At 75.2% G+C, this 19,074-nt stretch carries 16 protein-coding genes; 10 read left to right on the forward strand and 6 right to left on the reverse strand.

All coding sequences use genetic code 11. The annotated features are described in order from the left end of the window. The first annotated feature begins 104 nt into the window (after window positions 1-104). The 4 genes from NFS20_RS06970 to NFS20_RS06985 all read left to right on the forward strand — a co-directional run bounded on the left by NFS20_RS06970 (window position 105) and on the right by NFS20_RS06985 (window position 4,196). Window positions 105-683 carry a Dps family protein gene (locus NFS20_RS06970; RefSeq protein WP_251151001.1) on the forward strand — a complete coding sequence of 193 codons (579 nt, stop codon included), beginning with the start codon at window positions 105-107 and terminating at the stop codon, window positions 681-683. 162 nt (window positions 684-845) lie between these two features. Further along, the gene (locus NFS20_RS06975) at window positions 846-1,328 is read left to right on the forward strand and encodes a VOC family protein (RefSeq protein WP_251151002.1); all 483 of its coding nucleotides are present in this window, start codon (window positions 846-848) and stop codon (window positions 1,326-1,328) included. 744 nt (window positions 1,329-2,072) lie between these two features. Further along, window positions 2,073-3,518 carry an argininosuccinate synthase gene (gene argG, locus NFS20_RS06980; RefSeq protein ID WP_251151003.1) on the forward strand — a complete coding sequence of 482 codons (1,446 nt, stop codon included), beginning with the start codon at window positions 2,073-2,075 and terminating at the stop codon, window positions 3,516-3,518. 15 nt (window positions 3,519-3,533) lie between these two features. Next, window positions 3,534-4,196, forward strand: coding sequence for an IMPACT family protein (locus NFS20_RS06985; RefSeq protein WP_251151004.1), 663 nt, complete (start codon window positions 3,534-3,536; stop codon window positions 4,194-4,196). A gap of 115 nt (window positions 4,197-4,311) precedes the next feature. On the opposite strand, the gene NFS20_RS06990 is transcribed toward NFS20_RS06985, so the two are convergent. Beyond that, window positions 4,312-5,748 carry a UTP--glucose-1-phosphate uridylyltransferase gene (locus tag NFS20_RS06990; RefSeq protein WP_251151005.1) on the reverse strand — a complete coding sequence of 479 codons (1,437 nt, stop codon included), beginning with the start codon at window positions 5,746-5,748 and terminating at the stop codon, window positions 4,312-4,314. Window positions 5,749-5,829: 81 nt separating this feature from the next. Here NFS20_RS06990 and NFS20_RS06995 point away from each other — a divergent pair, with 81 nt between their 5' ends. Further along, on the forward strand, window positions 5,830-7,371 hold the full coding sequence (locus NFS20_RS06995; protein ID WP_251151006.1) for a lipase maturation factor family protein: 1,542 nt from the start codon (window positions 5,830-5,832) through the stop codon (window positions 7,369-7,371). 6 nt (window positions 7,372-7,377) lie between these two features. On the opposite strand, the gene NFS20_RS07000 is transcribed toward NFS20_RS06995, so the two are convergent. Further along, window positions 7,378-7,998: an L-threonylcarbamoyladenylate synthase gene (locus NFS20_RS07000; protein WP_251151007.1), complete on the reverse strand. Its 621-nt coding sequence runs from the start codon at window positions 7,996-7,998 to the stop codon at window positions 7,378-7,380. A gap of 10 nt (window positions 7,999-8,008) precedes the next feature. Further along, a complete protein-coding gene (locus NFS20_RS07005; RefSeq protein WP_251151008.1) occupies window positions 8,009-9,019 on the reverse strand; it encodes a threonine ammonia-lyase in 1,011 nt (336 codons plus the stop codon). 139 nt (window positions 9,020-9,158) lie between these two features. On the opposite strand from NFS20_RS07005, the gene NFS20_RS07010 reads away from it, so the two are divergent. Continuing rightward, the gene (locus NFS20_RS07010; protein ID WP_251151009.1) at window positions 9,159-10,151 is read left to right on the forward strand and encodes a LysR family transcriptional regulator; all 993 of its coding nucleotides are present in this window, start codon (window positions 9,159-9,161) and stop codon (window positions 10,149-10,151) included. A 62-nt stretch (window positions 10,152-10,213) separates the two neighbouring features. Here NFS20_RS07010 and NFS20_RS07015 read toward each other — a convergent pair whose 3' ends face one another. The 3 genes from NFS20_RS07015 to NFS20_RS07025 form a co-directional block, all read right to left on the reverse strand. Further along, window positions 10,214-12,115 carry an ABC transporter ATP-binding protein gene (locus NFS20_RS07015; RefSeq protein WP_251151010.1) on the reverse strand — a complete coding sequence of 634 codons (1,902 nt, stop codon included), beginning with the start codon at window positions 12,113-12,115 and terminating at the stop codon, window positions 10,214-10,216. Further along, window positions 12,112-13,866 carry an ABC transporter ATP-binding protein gene (locus NFS20_RS07020; protein ID WP_251151251.1) on the reverse strand — a complete coding sequence of 585 codons (1,755 nt, stop codon included), beginning with the start codon at window positions 13,864-13,866 and terminating at the stop codon, window positions 12,112-12,114. Before NFS20_RS07020 ends, NFS20_RS07015 begins: the two co-directional genes overlap by 4 nt. A 368-nt stretch (window positions 13,867-14,234) precedes the next feature. Beyond that, window positions 14,235-15,122, reverse strand: a complete 888-nt coding sequence (locus NFS20_RS07025) for a UbiA family prenyltransferase (RefSeq protein WP_251151011.1) — start codon at window positions 15,120-15,122, stop codon at window positions 14,235-14,237. 106 nt (window positions 15,123-15,228) lie between these two features. Between NFS20_RS07025 and NFS20_RS07030 the strand changes: the two genes are divergently transcribed. The 4 genes from NFS20_RS07030 to NFS20_RS07045 are packed head-to-tail and all read left to right on the forward strand — an operon-like array spanning window position 15,229 to window position 19,008. Then, the gene (locus NFS20_RS07030; RefSeq protein ID WP_251151012.1) at window positions 15,229-16,395 is read left to right on the forward strand and encodes a type III polyketide synthase; all 1,167 of its coding nucleotides are present in this window, start codon (window positions 15,229-15,231) and stop codon (window positions 16,393-16,395) included. After that, window positions 16,392-16,943, forward strand: coding sequence for an isoprenylcysteine carboxyl methyltransferase family protein (locus NFS20_RS07035; protein ID WP_251151013.1), 552 nt, complete (start codon window positions 16,392-16,394; stop codon window positions 16,941-16,943). Before NFS20_RS07030 ends, NFS20_RS07035 begins: the two co-directional genes overlap by 4 nt. Beyond that, window positions 16,940-18,100 carry an NAD(P)/FAD-dependent oxidoreductase gene (locus NFS20_RS07040; protein ID WP_251151014.1) on the forward strand — a complete coding sequence of 387 codons (1,161 nt, stop codon included), beginning with the start codon at window positions 16,940-16,942 and terminating at the stop codon, window positions 18,098-18,100. The genes NFS20_RS07035 and NFS20_RS07040 overlap by 4 nt, the downstream gene beginning before the upstream one ends. Before the next feature lie 44 nt (window positions 18,101-18,144). Next, a complete protein-coding gene (locus tag NFS20_RS07045; RefSeq protein WP_251151015.1) occupies window positions 18,145-19,008 on the forward strand; it encodes an SDR family oxidoreductase in 864 nt (287 codons plus the stop codon). The last annotated feature ends 66 nt before the right edge of the window (window positions 19,009-19,074 follow it).

Genomic DNA, 19,074 nt, shown 5'->3' on the forward strand with positions numbered 1-19,074 from the left:
CTCGACCTGCGTGCCGCGCAGGACCGGACCAGGATGGAGCCGACGGAGCCGTCCGCCCGTCCGCCGCCTCCGGCGGCGTGCGCACCGACACGAGGAGGCGCCACATGGCTGCTCGTCCCGACCTGCCGAAGTACACCGTCCCGTCGCTCACGCCCGAGGAGGGAGCGAAGGCCGCCGCGATCCTGCAGCAGCGACTGCACGCGCTGAACGACCTCCAGCTCACGCTCAAGCACATCCACTGGAACGTCGTGGGCCCGCACTTCATCGCCGTCCACGAGATGATCGACCCCCAGGTGGACGCCGTCCGCGCCATGGTCGACGCGATCGCGGAGCGCATCGCCACGCTCGGCGTCTCGCCGCAGGGAACCCCCGGGTCGCTGGTCGCTGCCCGGACGTGGGACGACTACTCCCTCGGCCGGGACTCGACGATCGCGCACCTCGGTGCCCTCGACGAGGTGTACGTGGGCGTCATCACCGAGCACCGTGAGGCCGCGACCGCGACCGAGGGCATCGACGACGTGACCAACGACCTGCTCATCGGTCACCTCCACGAGCTCGAGCTGTTCCACTGGTTCGTGCGGGCGCACCTCGAGTCGACCGGCGGGGCTCTCTCCACCGCCGGCGCCGACAGCGAGAAGGGCGCCGCTGCGCAGGCTGCGGACGGTGCGGTCGGCGAGCCCTGACCCGCCTCTCCCACGAAGGGCGCGTCTCCCCCGTCGGGAGGCGCGCCCTTCGCGTGCGCCATGGTCTTTCGGCGCTCTGTGGTGAGGTCTGTCGGGTGGCGAGTAACGAGTAGGGCGCGCTTGGCACACTATTTATATCGACAAACGGACTACGGTGATCGCATGCCGCCTACAGAACCCCCCGTCCGCCAGCTGCGCCTCGTCGTCGAGGCCGAGGACTACGACGCTGCCCTCACGTTCTACCGCGACGTGCTGGGTCTCCCCGAGCGTGTGGCCTATGCCGACGGTGACGACGAGCGGGTCGCCATCCTCGACGTGGGGCACGCGACGCTCGAGATCGCGAACCCCGCGCACAAGCGGGCGATCGACGACCTCGAGGTGGGCCGACAGGTCGCCGGGCACCTCCGCGTCGCGTTCGAGGTGGACGACGCCGCGGCCGCCACCGAGCGCCTCGTCGGCGCCGGCGCGCAGCTCGTCGCTCCCCCGACCCGCACGCCGTGGAACTCGCTCAACTCACGGCTCGACGCCCCCGCCGGTCTTCACGTCACGCTCTTCCAGGAGCTCGGCGGCGAGGAGGGCGTCCCGCCCGGCGTCCGCACCGAGACCCGGGCCGACGAGGATCCCGTCCGGCCCGACGGGCCCTGACGCCTCGACCCAGGCGCGGCGCACCTGCTCGAACCGCGTCGGCAGAGGGGCCCGCACACCGCCGTACCGGGCGTTCGTCCGGTGCACGAATCGGCGCCACGAGAGCACGAGACCCTGCTTCGTGATCGGCAGGCCGCTCGAGATCGTCACTCCGTTGTCGTGCGTGTGGTGCACGGTGAGCAGCAGCGCGCGGGGCACCGAGCCCTCGAGCTCGGCGGCGAGCTCCTCGCGCACCGCCATCCACCGGCGCAGCACCACGACGACGCTCGCGCTGAGCACGTGCTCGCGGACCGTGCGGTGCTTGCCGTGCGTGAGCACGACCCTCCCCTCCCCCGCTCGCGGCCCCGCCGGCCCGAGGTCGATCGCGTCGGCGGTGCAGCGCAGCAGGTCCGAGTAGCGCGCGCCGGTCGCCCGGGTCAGTCCCGTGATGACCGCGAGGCGCACGGTCTCGGGCTTCGCCGCCTCGACCATCGCCTCCGTCGCGAGGAGACGCCACACCCACTCCGCCTCCGCGAGCGAGACGGTCGGGCGCGGATACCGGCCCACCGGCGGGCCGAGAGGTGATCCCCCGGCTCGAGGCTCGGAGTCGGTCGCTGCGGGAGGTGCCATGGTGGGGAGGATACGCGCTTGGCACACTTTTATCTGTACGACGCGCGCGAGCCCCAGCAGAGCTGTCGCGCGCCACCTCGAGCCGACTCCGCCGCTTCTTTGCATACCTATGCGAGATGGCGCATACTCTTCTCCATGTCCAAGGTCCTCACCTCCCTGCCCGTCGGCGAGCGCGTCGGCATCGCGTTCTCCGGTGGTCTCGACACGTCCGTCGCCGTCGCCTGGATGCGCGACAAGGGCGCCGTGCCCTGCACCTACACCGCCGACATCGGCCAGTACGACGAGCCGGACATCGCCTCCGTCCCGAGCCGCGCCACGGCCTACGGCGCCGAGGTGGCGCGACTGGTCGACTGCCGCGCGGCGCTGGTCGAGGAAGGACTCGCCGCGCTCGCGTGCGGCGCGTTCCACGTCCGCTCGGGCGGGCGCTCGTACTTCAACACCACTCCCCTGGGCCGCGCCGTCACCGGGACGCTCCTCGTCCGCGCCATGCGCGAGGACGACGTGCAGATCTGGGGCGACGGGTCGACGTTCAAGGGCAACGACATCGAGCGGTTCTACCGCTACGGACTCCTCGCGAACCCGCACCTGCGCATCTACAAGCCGTGGCTCGACGCCGACTTCGTCACCGAGCTCGGCGGGCGCACGGAGATGTCGCAGTGGCTGCTCGCGCACGGGCTCCCCTACCGCGACAGCACCGAGAAGGCCTACTCGACCGACGCCAACATCTGGGGCGCGACCCACGAGGCGAAGACGCTCGAGCACCTCGACACCGGCGTCGAGACCGTCGAGCCGATCATGGGCGTGCGCTTCTGGGACCCCGAGGTCGAGATCGCCACGGAGGACGTGACGATCGGCTTCCACGAGGGTCGTCCCGTGTCGATCGACGGTCAGGAGTTCGCCTCGCCCGTCGACCTGGTGATGGCCGCGAACGCGGTCGGTGGCCGGCACGGCCTCGGCATGTCGGACCAGATCGAGAACCGGATCATCGAGGCGAAGAGCCGCGGCATCTACGAGGCCCCGGGCATGGCGCTGCTGCACGCCGCCTACGAGCGCCTCGTCAACGCGATCCACAACGAGGACACGCTCGCCCAGTACCACAACGAGGGCCGGCGGCTCGGGCGCCTCATGTACGAGGGCCGCTGGCTCGACCCGCAGGCCCTCATGATCCGCGAGTCCCTGCAGCGCTGGGTCAGCACCGCCGTCACGGGCGAGGTCACGCTCCGGCTGCGCCGCGGCGAGGACTACTCGGTGATGGACACGTCCGGGCCTGCGTTCAGCTACCACCCGGACAAGCTCTCCATGGAGCGCACCGAGGACTCGGCCTTCGGCCCGATGGACCGCATCGGCCAGCTCACCATGCGCAACCTCGACATCGCCGACTCGCGCGCCAAGCTCGAGCAGTACGCCGTCCTCGGCATCGTCGGCAGCGCGCACGCCACGCTCGTCGGCGCCGACCAGGGGCAGACCGCGCTCATCGGCGCGATGGCCGAGGGCGGCGCCGAGGTCATCGCGTCGCGTGGCACGGTGGACGCCGACGACGAGCTGCTCGATCGCGCCGCGATGGAGAGCGGCACCGACTGACCGTAGGGTCGGCGGGTGGGGACGAGCACGGGCGCCGACGAGCTGCCGGGCACGATCGCCCGCCCGGTCGACCACGAGCTGGTCGTCAAGAGGTCGCGGTTCCTCACCCACCTCGCGCCGGTGGCGGACGTCGCGGCGGCTGACGCCGTGGTCGCGCGCGTGCGCAAGGAGCACTGGGACGCGCGTCACCACTGCGTCGCGCTCGTCGTCGGCCCGCACGCGGACCAGCAGCGTTCCACCGACGACGGCGAGCCCTCCGGCACCGCGGGCGTCCCCATGCTCGAGGTGCTGCGGCATCGCGCGCTCACGGACGTCGTCGCGGTGGTCACGCGGTACTTCGGCGGCGTGCTGCTCGGTGCGGGCGGGCTCGTGCGCGCCTACTCGTCCGCGGTGAGCGAGGCCCTGGACGTCGCGCGCGTCGTCCGTCGCGCCGTGCGCACGGTCGTCACCGTCGACGTCCCCCACGCCGACGCAGGTCGTCTGCACGGCGTGCTGCACGACTGGGCGGGCACGCACGACGCCGTCCTCGCGGGGGTCGCGTACGAGGAGGTCGCGCGCTTCACGGTGCTCGTCGCGCCCGCCGACCTCGCCCGGTTCGACGCCGACCTCGCGGCCGCCTCGGCCGGCGGGCTCCGTGCGCGCCGCGGCGAGGACCGCGTCGTCGACCTGGACCGCTGAACCTCGTGTCAGGGCGACGGGTCACGCGGGTGACGTGTCGCCCTGACACGGGCGCGCAACGCACGACGTGTCAGGGCGTCAGCACACCCGAGTGATCTCTCGCCCTGACAACCCGTCAGTCGCTCACGCCGTCCGGGCCCACGACGGCGCCGTCGGGCACGCGCGCGGCGCCGCCCTCGTCGTCGAGCCGGGCGTCGTCCACGACGGTCACTCCCCCACCGAACGACCAGTCGCCGCGGACGGTGAGCGACCGGGCTCCCCGCAACGACGGCGTGCCATCGTCGAAGCGCGCGTCGAACCCCGCGATGGTCTTGTAGTGCGCCGGGTCGAGGTCGACGAGCGGCGCGTCGGCCCGCGCGACGAAGCGGTACGCGTCGTCGAGCTCGTAGACGTCGGAGCGCAGCACGAGGAGGTCGTTCGTCGTCTTGACCGGGAGGAACCGGTCCCGGCCGACCTCGATCGCCACCGCGCCGTCGAACACCTCGACCGCCGCGCCCATCGCCGACTCGACCTGGATCACCTCGGGTGACGACGAGTCCGTCGGGTCGACCGTCTTCGTGTTCCGGATGAGCGGCAGCTCGAGCACCCCGCCGGTCCGCTCGAGCTCGGCCGCGAGCGCCTCGAGGTCGAACCAGAGGTTGTTGGTGTTGAAGTAGCGGTGGCGCGTGATGTCGGCGGCGGCGTCCGCGTCGGCGTCGGGTGTCTGGGCGGTCTCGCGCAGGACGATGCGGCCGTCGGCGCGGCGCACGACGAGGTGGCCGCCCTTGCGGTCCGCGGGCGTGCGGCGAGCGACCTCGGCGGCGAAGGGGGCGCCGGACGCGGCGAACCAGCCGGCCATGGCGGCGTCGGGCGCTGCGCCGAGATTGTCGGAGTTGGAGACGCTGGCGTACCGGTAGCCGGCGTCCAGGAGCGCGCGGAGGGCTCCTGACGCGTAGAGGGCGGTGTAGAGGTCGCCGTGGCCGGGCGGGCACCACTCGAGCCCGGGGTCGGCGGGCCAGTCGACGGGGGTGAGGTCGGTGGCGAGGAGCTTGGGCTCGCGGTTCTGGAGGAAGTCGAGCGGGAGGCCCTCGACGGCGAGGTCGTCGTGGGGGGCGAGCGCGTCGAGGGTGTCGGCCTGGGTGCGGAAGCTGTTCATGAGCAGCAGCGGGAGGGTGGCGCCGGTGGCGTGCCGGGCGGCGCGGACCTGGGCGACGATGACGTCGAGGAACGTCAGCGGGTCGGCGTCGGCGCCGCGGTGCGGGTCGGCGTCGCGCACCGTGAGGAGGGACTTGGCGCGGTCCATGCCCATGGAGGTGCCGAGGCCGCCGTTGAGCTTGATGATCGCGGTGCGCCCGAGGGCGGTGCGGGCGTCGTCGGCGGGGACGTCGAGGGCGTCGCGGTGGGCGACGTCGGTGAGGGGCTCGACGTCGGCCTCGGGGATCATCCCGGTCTCCCCGGACTCGAGGAGGCGGTAGAAGCGGGTGAAGACGTCGATGGCGGCGGTGGCGACACCTGCCTCGCGCATGCGCCGCTGTGACTGCTCGAGACCGGGGGCGTCCGTCTGGCTGCTCATGTCCCGATGCTAGGGGCGGGTGCGCGGTGCGGGGCGTCGACGGCGCGGGTGAGACGCGGGTCACATGTCTACGGTGGGCTGATGGACGACGCCTCGGTGGCCGGAGCGGCCGAGTGGCTGGGCTCGTGGTTCTGGGCGGGTGGGTACGACGTCGCGCGCGAGGTGCTGCAGCGCGGCACGGCGGCGGTGCTCGTGGTGGCGTTCTGGGCGGTGATGCGCCAGTGGCGGCCGCTGCTGGGGGTGCGGGGACTGACGCCGGCGGTGCGGGTGCTCGACCGGACGCGGTGGCGGGACGGCCCGAGCGTGCTGAGGTGGCGCTGCACCGACGGGTTCGTCGTGGCGCTCGGGTGGGGTGGTGCGTCGCTCGCGGCGCTGCTCGTGGCCGGGGTGCCGCAGCTCGGGCCGTGGTGGGTCACGACCCTCGCGTTCCTCATGCTGTGGGTCGTCTACCTGTCGGTCGTGAACGCCGGGGGGCGGTTCTACGGGTTCGGGTGGGAGTCGCTGCTGTGCGAGGTGACGTTCCTCGTCGCGTGGCTGGGCTCGTCGGGCGGGGGCGTGGCCCCTCCCGTGCTGGTGATCCTGCTGGCGCGGTGGTGCCTGTTCCGCGTGGAGCTCGGCGCGGGGCTGATCAAGATCCGCGGGGACCGGGCGTGGCGGGACCTGACGGCGCTGGACTACCACCACGAGACGCAGCCGCTCCCCGGACCGTTCTCCTGGCACGCCCACCACCTGCCGCGGTGGTGGCACCGGGTCGAGGTGGCGGGCAACCACGTGACACAGCTCGTGGTCCCGTTCCTGTTCTTCGCGCCGCAGCCGGTGGCGTCCTGGGCGGGCGCCGCGGTGGTCCTCACGCAGCTGTGGCTCGTGGTGACGGGCAACTTCGCGTGGCTGAACTGGTTGACGGTGGTGCTGGGGCTGTCGCTCGTGAGCGACGGGTCGTGGGCGGCCGTGGGCGGCTGGCTCGGCCTCGCACGTTCCGCGCCGTCCCCCGGGGGTGTGCCCGACGGCGCGGGCGGCCTCGGCGGTCCGGTCGCCCTGGTCGTGGTGGTCGTCGCGGTGAGCGCGCTGCTGGTCGCGCTGAGCTACCGCCCGGCTCGCAACCTCGTGGCGCGCCGCCAGCTGATGAACGCGAGCTTCGACCCGCTGCGGCTGGTCAACGCCTACGGCGCGTTCGGATCGGTGACGCGACGCCGGGACGAGGTCGTGGTCGAGGGCTCGACCGCGCGCTCCCCCGGGCCGGACGACTGGGTGGAGTACGCGTTCCGCGGCAAGCCGGGCGACGTGCGCCGTCGTCCGCCGCAGGTCGCGCCGTACCACCTGCGGCTCGACTGGCAGATGTGGTTCCTCGCGCTGGGCTCGCCGGAGGTGCGGTGGTTCGAGGTGCTGCTCCTACGGCTCCTCGAGGCCGATCCCGCGACGCTGCGCCTGCTGCGCGCGGACCCTGACGCCGGTCCCGCCGGGCCTGCGCCGCGGTGGGTCCGTGCGCGGCTCTTCCGGTACCGGTTCTCGACGCGCGACGAGCGCCGGCGCACGGGCGCGTGGTGGGTGCGGCACGAGCTCGCGGTCCTCGTCGACCCGGTGGACCTCGCCCGGATGCGACGTCTCCTCGGCCCGGCGGCCTGAGCAGCCCTACTCGAAGCGCGACGGGTCGCCCGCACCGACGCGCACGACCTCGGGCACGCCGTCGGACACGTCGACGACCGTGGTGGGCGCGCTGCCGCGCTCGCCGCCGTCGACCACGGCGTCGATCACGTGGTCGAGCTCCTCCTTGATCGCCCACCCGTCGGTGAGCGCCTCCTCCGAGCCCGGGAGGATGAGAGAGCTCGACAGGATGGGCTCGCCCAGCGCGGCGACGATCGCCTGGGCAACGGTGTCGTCCGGGATGCGCACGCCGACGGTCCGCTTCTTCGGGTGCGCGAGGCGGCGCGGCACCTCGGACGTCGCGCGCATGATGAACGTGTACGGGCCCGGGGTCGCCGCCTTGATCGCGCGGAACGCCGAGTTGTCGACCATGACGAAGTGCCCGAGCTGGGCGAAGTCCGCGCACACGAGCGTGAAGTGGTGCTTGTCGCCGAGGTGGCGGATGCGGCGGATGCGCTCCGTGCCCTCGCGGTCGTCCATGCGGCACCCGAGCGCGTAGCCGGAGTCGGTCGGGTAGGCGACGAGCCCGCCGTCGCCGAGCAGCGCGACGACCTGCGCGATCACGCGGGGCTGCGGGTTGTCGGGGTGCACGTCGAGGTAGCGGGCCATGCGACCGAGCCTAGGCCGGGACCGTCGCGAGCACACGGCGCAGCTCGGCCGGGCTCGCGTTGCCGCCGGTGCACACGACGCCCACGCGGCGTCCGGCGAACCGGCCGGGGTCCGCGAGCACCGCGGCGAGCCCGGCCGCTCCCGCGGTCTCGGCCACGGTCCGCGCCCCGGTGAGGAAGAGACCGGCCGCGCGGTCGAGCGCGTCGTCGTCGACGAGCACGAAGTCGTCGAGGTGGGCGCGCAGGATCTCCTGCGTCAGGGCGAACCCGCACCCGGTCGCGAGGCCCTCGGCGCGGCTGGCGTTCTGCGCCGTCCGCAGCGCGCCCGACCGCCACGAGTCGTGCGCCGCCGGCGACGCGGACGACTGGACCGCCACCACCTCGAGGTCGGGCGCGACCGCGCGGGCGACGAGGCACGCGGCCGCCGCGCCGCTGCCCCCGCCCACCGGGACGACGACCGCGTCGAGGTCCGGCGCCTGCTCGAGCAGCTCGAGGTACGCCGTCGCGACCCCGGCGACGAGCATCGGCTCGTTCGCGGCGCTGACCAGGCGCGCGCCGGTCTCGCCGGCGAGCGCCGTGGCGTGCTCGCGGGCGTCGTCGAACGTGGCGCCGTGCAGCACGAGGCGGGCGCCGAGGGCGCGCACCGCGTGGGCCTTGACGGGGTTCGGGTCCGTGGGCATGACGATCGTGCAGGGCGTGCCGGTGGACCGCGCGGCGTAGGCGACCGCCTGCGCATGGTTTCCCGTGGAGAACGCGACGACGCCGCGGGCGCGTTCCTCAGGGGTGGTGCGCAGGAGGAGGTTGAGGGCCCCGCGGACCTTGAACGCCCCGGTGGGCTGGAGGTTCTCGTGCTTGACGACGACGCGCGCGCCGGTCGCGGTGTCGAGGGGCTCGTAGGTCCGCACGGGCGTGGGCTCGAGGTGGGCGGCGAGCGTGCGTCGCGCGTCGAGGACGTCGCGCACCGTGGGCGGGACGAGAGCAGAGGGCGCGGGGCTCGGCGGCGTGGCGGGCGTGGCGGTCATGGTTCCACGGTGGCCCGGCGCGACGCATAGGTCCAATGCCGGAATTCGCTGCATCCATCGATGTCGTCGATGGGTCGGTCTACGCTCGTGCGGTAGGTGGGACGGCGCACGACGGGCACGAGGAGACGGGGATCGTGACATGGACCTGACGAGGCTGCGCGTGCTGGCCGCGGTGGCGCGCGAGGGGTCGGTGACCGGTGCCGCGCGCGTGCTGCACTACGCGCAGCCGTCGGTGAGCCACCACCTGGCGCGCCTCGAGGCGGAGGTCGGGGTGCCGCTCGTGGAGCGCGTCGGGCGGGGCATCCGGCTGACGGACGCAGGCCGCCTGCTGGCGGCGCGCGCCGAGGAGATCCTGGGCCGGGTCGGCGCGGCGCGCGAGGAGGTCGAGGCGCTCGCCGGGCTCGCCGCCGGGCGCGTGCGGCTCGCGGCGTTCCCGTCGGCGCTCGCGACGCTCGTGCCCGACGTCGTCGCGCGCCTCGCCGTCGACCACCCCGGTCTGGTCGTGGGCCTGGTGGAGGCGGAGCCGCCCGAGGCGCTGGCGGCGCTGCGGCGCGGCGCGGTGGACGTGGCGCTGGTGTTCGAGCACGACCGCTCGCCCGCGGACCTGGACGGGCTGGTGCCGGTGCCGGTGCTCGAGGAGGAGCTGTCGGTCGTGACGTCCGGGGCGCCGCCGGGCGGTGCGGGCAGCGTCGCGCCACGGGGCGACGTCCCGGGTGCGGGCGGTGTCGCGCGTGGCGACCCGACGGCCCCCTCCGACCTGACACGGTTCGCGGACGTGCCCTGGATCGCCGGCTGCGAGCGGTGCCGGGCCGACCTCGTGGGCCGCTGCGAGCGGGCGGGCTTCACGCCGCGCATCGCGTTCGAGACCGACGACTACGTCGCGGTCCAGTCGCTCGTCGCGGCGGGCGTGGGGGTCTCGGTGCTCCCGGAGCTGGCGCTGCGCGCCCACCGCGACCCGCGCGTCGTGACGCACGCGCTCCCCGGCGCGGCGCGGCGCGTGCTGGCGGTCACGTACGGGGACCGCCCACCGCCGGGGGCGCGCGCCGTCGTCGACGGCCTCGTGGCCGCGTCGGCGCCCCGACGACCGCGGGACCGCACCCCGTCGAGCACGGGGTCGTCCACCGGGTCCTGAGGAGTGCGGTGCGCGACCCCGTGCTCGGCGGTCGGACGAGCGGTGGTCAGAGGAGCCGCGGTTCAGACGAGCGAGGCCCGCCACGCGGCGTCGAGCGCGGCGAAGCGTCCGCCCTGCGTCGCAACGAGCTCGGCGGGCGTCCCGTCCTCGACGACGCGGCCGTCCGCCATGACCAGGACGCGGTCGGCGATCGCGACCGTCGACAGGCGGTGGGCGATGATGATCGCCGTCCGGTCGGCGAGGAGCGTCCGCAGTCCCTCCTGCACGAGCCGCTCCCCCGGCAGGTCGAGCGAGCTCGTCGCCTCGTCGAGCACGAGGACGGCCGGGTCGGCGAGGAAGGCGCGCGCGAACGACAGGAGCTGGCGCTGCCCGGCGGACACGCGTCCGCCGCGCTTGTTGACGTCGGTGTCGTAGCCGTCGGGCAGGCGCAGGACGAACTCGTGCGCACCCACCGCGCGCGCGGCGGCCTCTATCTCGGCCTGGGTCGCGTCCGGACGCCCGAGCGCGATGTTCTCGCGCACCGACCCGCTGAACAGGTACGCCTCCTGCGTGACCATGACGACGGCGCGCCGCAGGTCGTGCGAGGACAGGTCGCGCACGTCGACGCCGTCGAGCCGCACCGTCCCGTCGGTGGCGTCGTAGAAGCGGGTCACGAGCTTCGCGAGGGTCGACTTGCCGGCACCCGTGGTCCCCACGAGCGCGACCGTCTGGCCCGCCGGGATCGTCAGGTCGAGGTCCGGCAGGACGGTCCGCCCGGCGCCGTAGCCGAACCGCACGTGCTCCAGACGCAGCTCGCCGCGCGCGGCAGGGAGCGGCACCGGGTGGCGGGGCTCGGCGACGGTCGGCTCCTCCTCGAGCAGACCCGAGATCTTCTCGAGCGCCGCCGACGCCGACTGGAACGAGTTGTAGAACATCCCGAGCTGTTGGATCGGGCCGAAGAACCGCTTCGTGTACAGCAGGACCGCGGCCAGCACGCCGACGTCCATCGCGCCGTCGAGCACGCGCCACCCGCCCACCGCGAGCGCCACGACGACCGTCACGTTGCCGATGACGACGAGCCCGGGGTCGTAGCGGCCGTTGAGCCCGAACGACCGGGCGTTGGCCGCGCGGTAGTCCTCGGCGAGCTCGGCGTAGGCGCGCTGGTCGGCGGCCTCGCGCCGGAAGGCCTGGACGGCGCGGATCCCGGTCATGGTCTCCACGAAGTGCACGATGAGGCGCGCGGACGCGACGCGCGAGGCGCGGTAGAACCGCTGGGAGCGCTTCTGGAACCACCGCGTGAGCAGCGCGGCGGGCACGACGGCGACCGCGAGGACGAGGCCGCTGAGGGGGTCGAGCAGGAAGAGCCCGATCGCGGTGAAGGCCATGAACAGGACGCTCGACACGACACCGGTCAGGCCGCCGTCCAGCAGCTCGCGGAGCGCCTCGAGGTCGGACGTCTGGCGGGAGATGATCCGCCCGGACGTGTAGGACTCGTGGAACTCGAGGGACAGGCGCTGCGTCTGGCGGAACACGCGGCGACGCAGGTCGAGCAGGACGGCCTGCGCGATGCGGGCGGCGGCCCGCACGTAGGCGCCGATCGCGAGCCCGGCGGCGATCGCGGCGAGGACGTACACCGCGCCCACGACGACGAGCTGGGCGACGTCGCCGTCACGCAGCGCCGGGAGCGCGCGGTCGATGCCGACGGCGATGAGCGCGGGACCGGCGACCTGGCCGGCGGTGGCGACGACGACGAGGACGGCGGCGCCGGCGAGCGCTCCGCGGCGCGCGCGGAGCAGGTCCGCGAGGAGCGCGCGCGAGCGAGCGCTCACGGCGCGGCTGCGCGCCCGGTCGAGCTGGGAGTCCTCCTCGCCCGCGACGCCGCGCGGTGACGGTGTCGTGGCGGCCGCCGATCCGTCCGGGCCCGCCGGGGCGGCCGCCACTGGACGGGTGGAGGTGTCGTGCCTGGTCCCGCGGCGCGCGCTCATGCGTCCTCCGTCCGTCCGGTGCCGGGTTCGTGCTCGTCGTCGTGGTCGCCGATGCCGTGCGCGGCGGCGTCGGACTCGAGGCTCGAGATGACGTGCCGGTAGTGCGGGTCGTGGGCGAGCAGGTCGGCGTGCGTGCCGACCGCGGTGATGCGCCCGCCCTGGAGCACGGCGACGCGGTCGGCGAGCGCCACGGTCGACGGGCGGTGCGCGACGACGAGGGTCGTGGTGCCTGCGAGGACCGTCCGCAGCCGTGTCTCGATGGCCTCCTCGGTGGCGACGTCGAGCGCCGAGAGGGGGTCGTCGAGGACGAGAACCCGCGGCCGGGCGGCGATGGCGCGCGCGAGCGCGAGGCGCTGGCGCTGGCCGCCGGACAGGCTCAGCCCCTCCTCCCCGATCGTCGTGCCGACGCCGTCGGGCAGGTCGTGCACGAACCCGGCCTGCGCGACGTCGAGCGCCTCGGCGAGCAGCGCGTCGCGCGCCGCGTCGTCGAGGTCGTCCGGCGCGCCGAGGAGCACGTTCTCGCGCACGGAGGCGGAGAACAACGTCGAGTCCTCGAACGCGACGGCGACGTGGGTGCGCAGCGTCGTGCGGGTCAGGTCGCGCACGTCGACGTCGTCGAGGCGCACGGACCCCTCGGAGACGTCGTACAGGCGCGGGACGAGCATCGCGAGGGTGCTCTTGCCCGAGCCGGTGAGCCCGACGAGCGCGGTCGTCGTCCCGGCCGGGAGGTCGAGGTCGACGTCGCGCAGGACGGGCTCGGCGGCGTCGTCGTACCGGAACGTCACGCCGCGCAGCGCGACGTCGCCGCGCGGGTCGCGCAGGTCGACCGGCGCGTCCGGGTCGGTGAGGTCGTTCGCGGTGTCGAGGACCTCGAAGTACCGGTCGACGGCGGTGCGGGCGTTCAGCGTCATCGACAGCGTCATGCCGAGGTCGACGACGGGCGTGTTGACGACGGCGGCGGTCGCGAAGAACGCGACGAGCGCGCCGACGCTGATCTGCCCGTCCGCCGCCTGGAGCACGCCGACGACGAGCGCGACGCCGAGCGTCAGCTCCGGGATCGCGGTGAGCGCCGCGGTGACGGTCGACTGCGTGGACGCCTTGGCCATCTCGGTGCGCCGCAGCCGGTCGGCCTGGTCGGTGAACGCGTCGAGAGCGTCCCGCCCGCGGCCGAACGCCTTGAGGACACGGATGCCGTGCACCGACTCCTCGACCGTGGTGGCGAGGTCGCCGGACTGGTCCTGGGACAGGCGCGAGATCGCGCGGTACCGGCGCGAGAAGCGGAACGCGAGGATCGTCACGGGGACGGCGCCCGCGAGGTACACGAGACCGAGCACCCCGCCGGTCACGATGAGGATCGTGACCCCGACGAGGATCGTGGTCGCCGAGACCACGAGGGTCGGCATGCCGAAGACCAGCCACCGGCGCAGGAGCCCGAGGTCGCTCATCGACCGCGACAGGAGCTGCCCGCCCGCCCACCGGTCGTGGAACGCGACGGGCAGGTCCTGCAGGTGCCGGTACAGGGCCACGCGCATGCGCGCCTCGACGTGCGTGCCCGGCAGCATGACGAAGCTGCGCCGCGCGAGGATGAACGCGGCCTCCAGCAGCCCCAGGCCGGCCACGAGCGCGACCGCACCCGCGAGGGCGCCCGTGTCGTGCTCGCGCGCCCCGGCGGCGAGCGGCCCGTTGACGACATGCTCGAGAACCCGCGGGATCGCGAGCGCCGCGAGGCTCGCGCCGAGCGCGGAGAGCATCCCGCCCACGAGCCGCGGCAGCGCCGGGCGGACGAACGGGTACAGGCGCCGCAGCGACGCGACCGTCGACGCCGGACGGTCGGCCGCGGGAGCGCGGCGCGTCGGCCCTGGTGCAGGTCCGGTGCCGGGTCCGGCGACGTCGTGGAGACCGGGACCGGGCCCACGAGCCGACGTGGCGGAGGTCTGGGCGGCGGTGGGGCTGGACGGTGCGGGCACGGGTCGGCAGCGACCTCTCGGAGCGCGGGGAAGGGATTCCCCACATCCTGCCACCGCCCGCCGACACCCCCGCCGGGGCGCCGACGCCGTCTCGGCTGCCGGACACACCGACCGGTTCGGCGTGCGCCGACCGCGTGCGGGCGTCGCCGTGCTCAGCGCGCGACCGCGACCTCCGGCGCCGCCAGGACGAGCAGCACGACGCACGCCGTCGCGACCGCCATCGAGAGGGCGAACGGTGCCCGGGACGACGGCCGCACGGCACCGACCACGCCCGCCGTGACCGCGGCGACGAGCGCGAGACCGCCCCCCGCCCACGCCGCGACGCCCGGCGGACCGGACGGCGCGAGGACCACGACGGCGACCGCCGCCCCCAGCAGGACGGGCGCGAGCACGCTCGCGGCGCGCCGACCGAGCCGGTGCGGCAGGCCGCGCACGCCCGTGGCGGCGTCGTCCTCGAGGTCCGGCAGCGTGTTCGCGACGTGCGCCCCCGTGCCGAGCAGCGCCGCGGCCGCGAGCGCCCAGGGCGCGGGAACGGCGTCGCCGGGCGCCGCGAGGACGACGAACACCGCGAGGAGCGCGAACGAGACCGCGTAGGGCACCCAGGACCAGGCCGTCGCCTTGAGGCCCGCGTTGTACGCCCACGCGCCGCCGACCGCGACGAGGTGCACGAGCCCGGGCACGAGCCCGGTGGCGAGGGAGAGGACGACGCAGGCCGCGAGGGCGGCGAGCGCGGCGGCGCGCAGCCCGGCGGGCGTGACGAGCCCCGCGACGACGGGCTTGCCGACGCGGCCCACCGCGAGGTCGCGGGGCGCGTCGATCCAGTCGTTCGACCATCCGACGGAGAGCTGCCCGCAGAGCACGGCGGCGGTGACGAGCGCCGTCGTCCCCGGGCCCGAGCCGATGCCGAGCGACAGCGCGCACGCGAGCGCGGTGACGAGCGCGGCGGGAGCGGCGTGCGCGCCGACGACGAGACCGCGCAGCGAGACCGCCCGCACGGCGGCGCCCGTGCGGGCGCCGCCCGGCCCGGTCGGGTGCGCCATGCGGGAACGCTAGCAGCGGGCGGTCCGACCCGACCCCTCGGGCCCGGTGCCCGCCTCGGCCCACGCTCGCCGCGCGAACCCGTGGCCCCGGTGGGACGATGCGGACATGTCGCGCGTCGCCGCGGTATGGACCGCGCTGCCGGACCGCCGCCACACCCAGTCCGAGATCTCCGACGTCATCGCCCCGCTCCTGACGGACGACCCCGTCCGCGCGGCGGCGGCGCGGCGCCTGCACGCCCACGCGGGCGTCGACACCCGGCACCTCGCGCTGCCGCTCGACGCGTACGCGGGTCTGCGCACGTTCGGGGCCTCGAACGACGCGTTCCTCGACGTCGCCACGGACCTGGCGGCAGAGGCCGCGGCCCGTGCGCTCGAGGAGGCGGGGCTCGGAGCCCACGAGGTCGACCACGTGGTCGTCACGTCGGTCACGGGGATCGGCGCACCCTCGGTGGACGTGCTCGTCGCCGAGCGCCTGGGACTGCGCAGCGACGTGCGCCGCACGCCGTCCTTCGGGTGGGGGTGCGCGGGCGTGGCGGCGGGTCTCGCGCGCACGGACGACATCCTGCGCGGGCGCCCGCGCGACGTCGCGCTCCTGATCGCCGTCGAGCTGTGCTCGCTGACGCTGCAGCACGGCGACGACTCCACCGCGAACCTCGCGGCCTCCGGCCTGTTCGGCGACGGCGCGGCGGCGGTCGTGCTCGTCGGCGACGAGCACCGGCTCGCGCGTCCGCGGTTCGCCGCCGGGTACGCGGGCCGGCAGACGGACGCGCACCGCACCGCCCGCGTCCTCGACTCCCGCTCGACGCTGCACGCCGGCACGACCGGCGACCTCGGGTGGCGCGTGCGCGACACCGGGTTCCAGGTCGTGCTGTCCGCGCGCCTGCCCGAGCTCGTCGGGGCCCACCTCCTCGGGGACGTCAAGGCGCTGCTCGTCGAGCACGACCTGGAGCCCTCGCAGGTGCCGACGTGGATCGTGCACGCCGGCGGGCCCCGCATCCTCGACGCGGTGCGCGACACGCTCGGCCTCGACGAGCAGGACCTGCGCCACAGCCGGGCGAGCCTGCGCGAGGCCGGCAACCTGTCGTCCGCGTCGGTGCTGCACGTGCTCGACGCGACGCTCGCGGCCTCCACCGCGCCGGCGGGCTCCCCCGCCGTCCTCGTCGCGTTCGGCCCCGGGGTGAGCACCGAGCTCGTGCTCCTGCGCCTGGACGGCCCGCCGCGTTCGGGACCGGTGCGGGCACGCGCCGCCGGGACGGGTCGGAGCTCCGCGTGAGCCTCGCCTGGTACGTCGCGCTCGTCGGCGCCACGGCCCTGGAGCGGCTCGCGGAGCTGGTCGTCTCGGCCCGCAACGCCCGCTGGTCGTTCGCGCGCGGCGGCTTCGAGACCGGCCGCGGCCACTTTCCCGCGATGGTCGCGCTGCACACCGGCCTCCTCGTCGCGTGCGTCGCCGAGGCGTGGCTCGCCGACCGGCCGTTCCTGCCGTGGCTCGGGTGGCCCATGCTCGCTCTCGTCCTCGCGAGCCAGGGTCTGCGCTGGTGGTGCATCGCGACCCTCGGCCCGCGGTGGAACACGCGCGTCGTCGTCGTCCCGGGCCTGCCCCTCGTCGACAAGGGCCCCTACCGGTGGCTGCGGCACCCCAACTACGTCGCCGTCGTCGTCGAGGGCTTCGCGCTCCCGCTCGTGCACACGTCCTGGGTCACCGCCCTCGTCTTCACGGTGCTCAACGCGGTCCTCCTCGCGCGGTTCCGCATCCCGGCCGAGGAGCGCGCCCTCGGCCTGCTGCCGCAGGCACCCGCGGGGCCCGGCCCGGCCCGGTCGTGACCGAGCGCGTCGACGTCCTCGTCGTCGGCGGCGGCCCCGTCGGCCTCGCGGCCGCGGTGCACGCCCGCCGTGCCGGGCTGGGCGTCCTCGTCGTGGACCGCCGCGGAGCCGTCCTGGACGGCACGCTCGACAAGGCGTGCGGAGAGGGGCTGCTGCCGGGGGCGCTCGCCGCCGTGCGGGCCCTGGACGTCGACCCGGCAGGGCATCCCCTCGCCGGCATCAGCTACCGGACGCTCGACCGCCGCGGGTCCGTGCGCCACGCCGACCACCCGTTCGCCGCCGGACCGGGGCGCGGCGTACGGCGCACGACCCTGCACGCCGCGCTGCACGCACGGGCCGTCGCGCTCGGCGCGCAGGTCCGCCACGCGACCGTGCGGGACCTGAGCCAGGACGACGACGGCGTCGACGTCACCCTCGCCGGGCCCGGCCCCGGGTCGGGCTCCCGGGACGGGCCCGAGCAGCTCCGCGCCCGGTACGTCCTCGGGTGCGACGGCCTGCACTCGACGGTGCGCCGGCTCGCGGGCCTCGAGGGTGCGCCCTACCGGTTCGCCGCCTCCCGCTACGGCCTGCGGACGCACTACCGCGTCGCGCCCTGGACCGATCTCGTCGAGGTGCACTGGTCCGCCCGCACCGAGGCGTACGTCACGCCGGTCGCCCCCGACGTCGTCGGGGTCGCCGTCCTCGGGCCCCGCGCCACCGGCAGCGCGCACGGCGCGCGCAGCCCGCTCGGCACGGGCGACCGCACCGCGCCGGACGGCGCCGACGCCCACGACCGGCTGCAGGCCTTCCCCGAGCTCGCCGAGCGGCTCGGCGACGCCCCGGTCGTGGGCCGGGTGCTCGGCGCCGGCCCCCTGCGCCGTCGGGCGCGACGCCGGACGGCCGGACGGGTGCGCCTCGTCGGCGACGCGTCCGGCTACGTCGACGCGCTGACCGGGGAGGGCGTGCGGGTGGGTCTCGCGCAGGCGGAGGTCGCCGTGCGCCACCTGGACGACGCCGACGCCTACGAGCGGGCCTGGGTGCGCGCCACGCGCGACTACCGCGTGCTGACCACCGGTCTGCTCGCGTGGGCCGCGAGCCCGGCGCGCGGCGCGATCGTCCCCGCCGCGAGCGCCGCGCCCTGGCTGTACGCCGCGGTCGTGGAGCGTCTTGCCCGCTGAGCCCACGGGGTGCGTGCGACCGGACCCGCTCCCAGGCTGGACGGATGACGTCGCCCGACCTGGACCCCCGCACGTCCGACCCGCGCACCGACTCGCGCGGCGACCCGGGCACCGTTCGCGAGCGGCCCGTCGCCCTCGTGACCGGCTCGGAGTCCGGGATCGGCCGCGCGACCGCCGTCGCGCTCGCCGAGGCGGGGTTCGACCTCGCCCTCACCTGGTACACCGAGGAGCACGACCCGCATCGCACGGAGCGCGAGGTGCGCGACGCCGGGGCGCGGGCCGTCCTGCGCCGGCTCGACGTCACGGACCTGGACGGGATCGCCCCCGCGGTCGACGAGATCGTGGGCGAGACCGGTCGCCTCGACGCGCTCGTCAACGTCGCGGGGACGGGCACGTCGACGCTGCTCCTCGACCTCGACCTCGCGACGTGGCACCGCGTGATCCGCACCGACCTCGACGGCCCGTTCGTCCTCCTGCAGGCGGCCGCACGGCACATGATCGCGAGGGGTCGCGGCGGGCGGGTCGTCAACGTCACGAGCGTCCACGAGCGCGCGCCGCGCGTCGGCGCGGCGCCCTACTGCGCGGCGAAGGGCGGGCTCGGGCTGCTCACGCAGGTCGCCGCCCTTGAGCTCGCCGAGCACGGCATCACCGTGAACGCCGTGGCCCCTGGCGAGATCGCGACGCCGATGACCGGGCAGGAGGACGAGGACCCGCACGCCACGCACCGGCCCGGCGTGCCGCTCGGCCGGCCCGGCGACGCGCGCGAGGTCGCCGCTGTCGTCGCGTTCCTGTGCGGGCCGTCGGCGTCGTACGTCACCGGGGCGTCGTGGGCCGTCGACGGCGGGATGCTCACCATGGGCCCGATGGCCGGCTCGCACCTGGAGTCCGACGACTGGCGCCGCCCCTGACCCGCCGCGAGCCGTCGCACGACGGCCCGGCCCGACCGACCCGGCCCGGCGACGCCGGCCGCCGCA

Source organism: Cellulosimicrobium sp. Marseille-Q4280, assembly GCF_943181405.1.
In the GTDB taxonomy this organism is placed as follows: domain Bacteria; phylum Actinomycetota; class Actinomycetes; order Actinomycetales; family Cellulomonadaceae; genus Cellulosimicrobium.

Bases quoted from the DNA above. Each gene is read 5' to 3' on its own strand.
- NFS20_RS07010 (WP_251151009.1), top strand. From the start codon at position 9,159: ATGGACCTGACGAGGCTGCGCGTGCTGGCCGCGGTGGCGCGCGAGGGG.
- NFS20_RS07015 (WP_251151010.1), bottom strand. From the start codon at position 12,115: ATGAGCGCGCGCCGCGGGACCAGGCACGACACCTCCACCCGTCCAGTG.
- NFS20_RS06975 (WP_251151002.1), top strand. From the start codon at position 846: ATGCCGCCTACAGAACCCCCCGTCCGCCAGCTGCGCCTCGTCGTCGAG.
- NFS20_RS07030 (WP_251151012.1), top strand. From the start codon at position 15,229: ATGTCGCGCGTCGCCGCGGTATGGACCGCGCTGCCGGACCGCCGCCAC.
- NFS20_RS06990 (WP_251151005.1), bottom strand. From the start codon at position 5,748: ATGAGCAGCCAGACGGACGCCCCCGGTCTCGAGCAGTCACAGCGGCGC.
- NFS20_RS06970 (WP_251151001.1), top strand. From the start codon at position 105: ATGGCTGCTCGTCCCGACCTGCCGAAGTACACCGTCCCGTCGCTCACG.
- NFS20_RS07005 (WP_251151008.1), bottom strand. From the start codon at position 9,019: ATGACCGCCACGCCCGCCACGCCGCCGAGCCCCGCGCCCTCTGCTCTC.
- NFS20_RS07045 (WP_251151015.1), top strand. From the start codon at position 18,145: ATGACGTCGCCCGACCTGGACCCCCGCACGTCCGACCCGCGCACCGAC.
- NFS20_RS07025 (WP_251151011.1), bottom strand. From the start codon at position 15,122: ATGGCGCACCCGACCGGGCCGGGCGGCGCCCGCACGGGCGCCGCCGTG.
- NFS20_RS06995 (WP_251151006.1), top strand. From the start codon at position 5,830: ATGGACGACGCCTCGGTGGCCGGAGCGGCCGAGTGGCTGGGCTCGTGG.
- NFS20_RS07020 (WP_251151251.1), bottom strand. From the start codon at position 13,866: ATGCTCTCCGCGCTCGGCGCGAGCCTCGCGGCGCTCGCGATCCCGCGG.
- NFS20_RS07000 (WP_251151007.1), bottom strand. From the start codon at position 7,998: ATGGCCCGCTACCTCGACGTGCACCCCGACAACCCGCAGCCCCGCGTG.
- argG (WP_251151003.1), top strand. From the start codon at position 2,073: ATGTCCAAGGTCCTCACCTCCCTGCCCGTCGGCGAGCGCGTCGGCATC.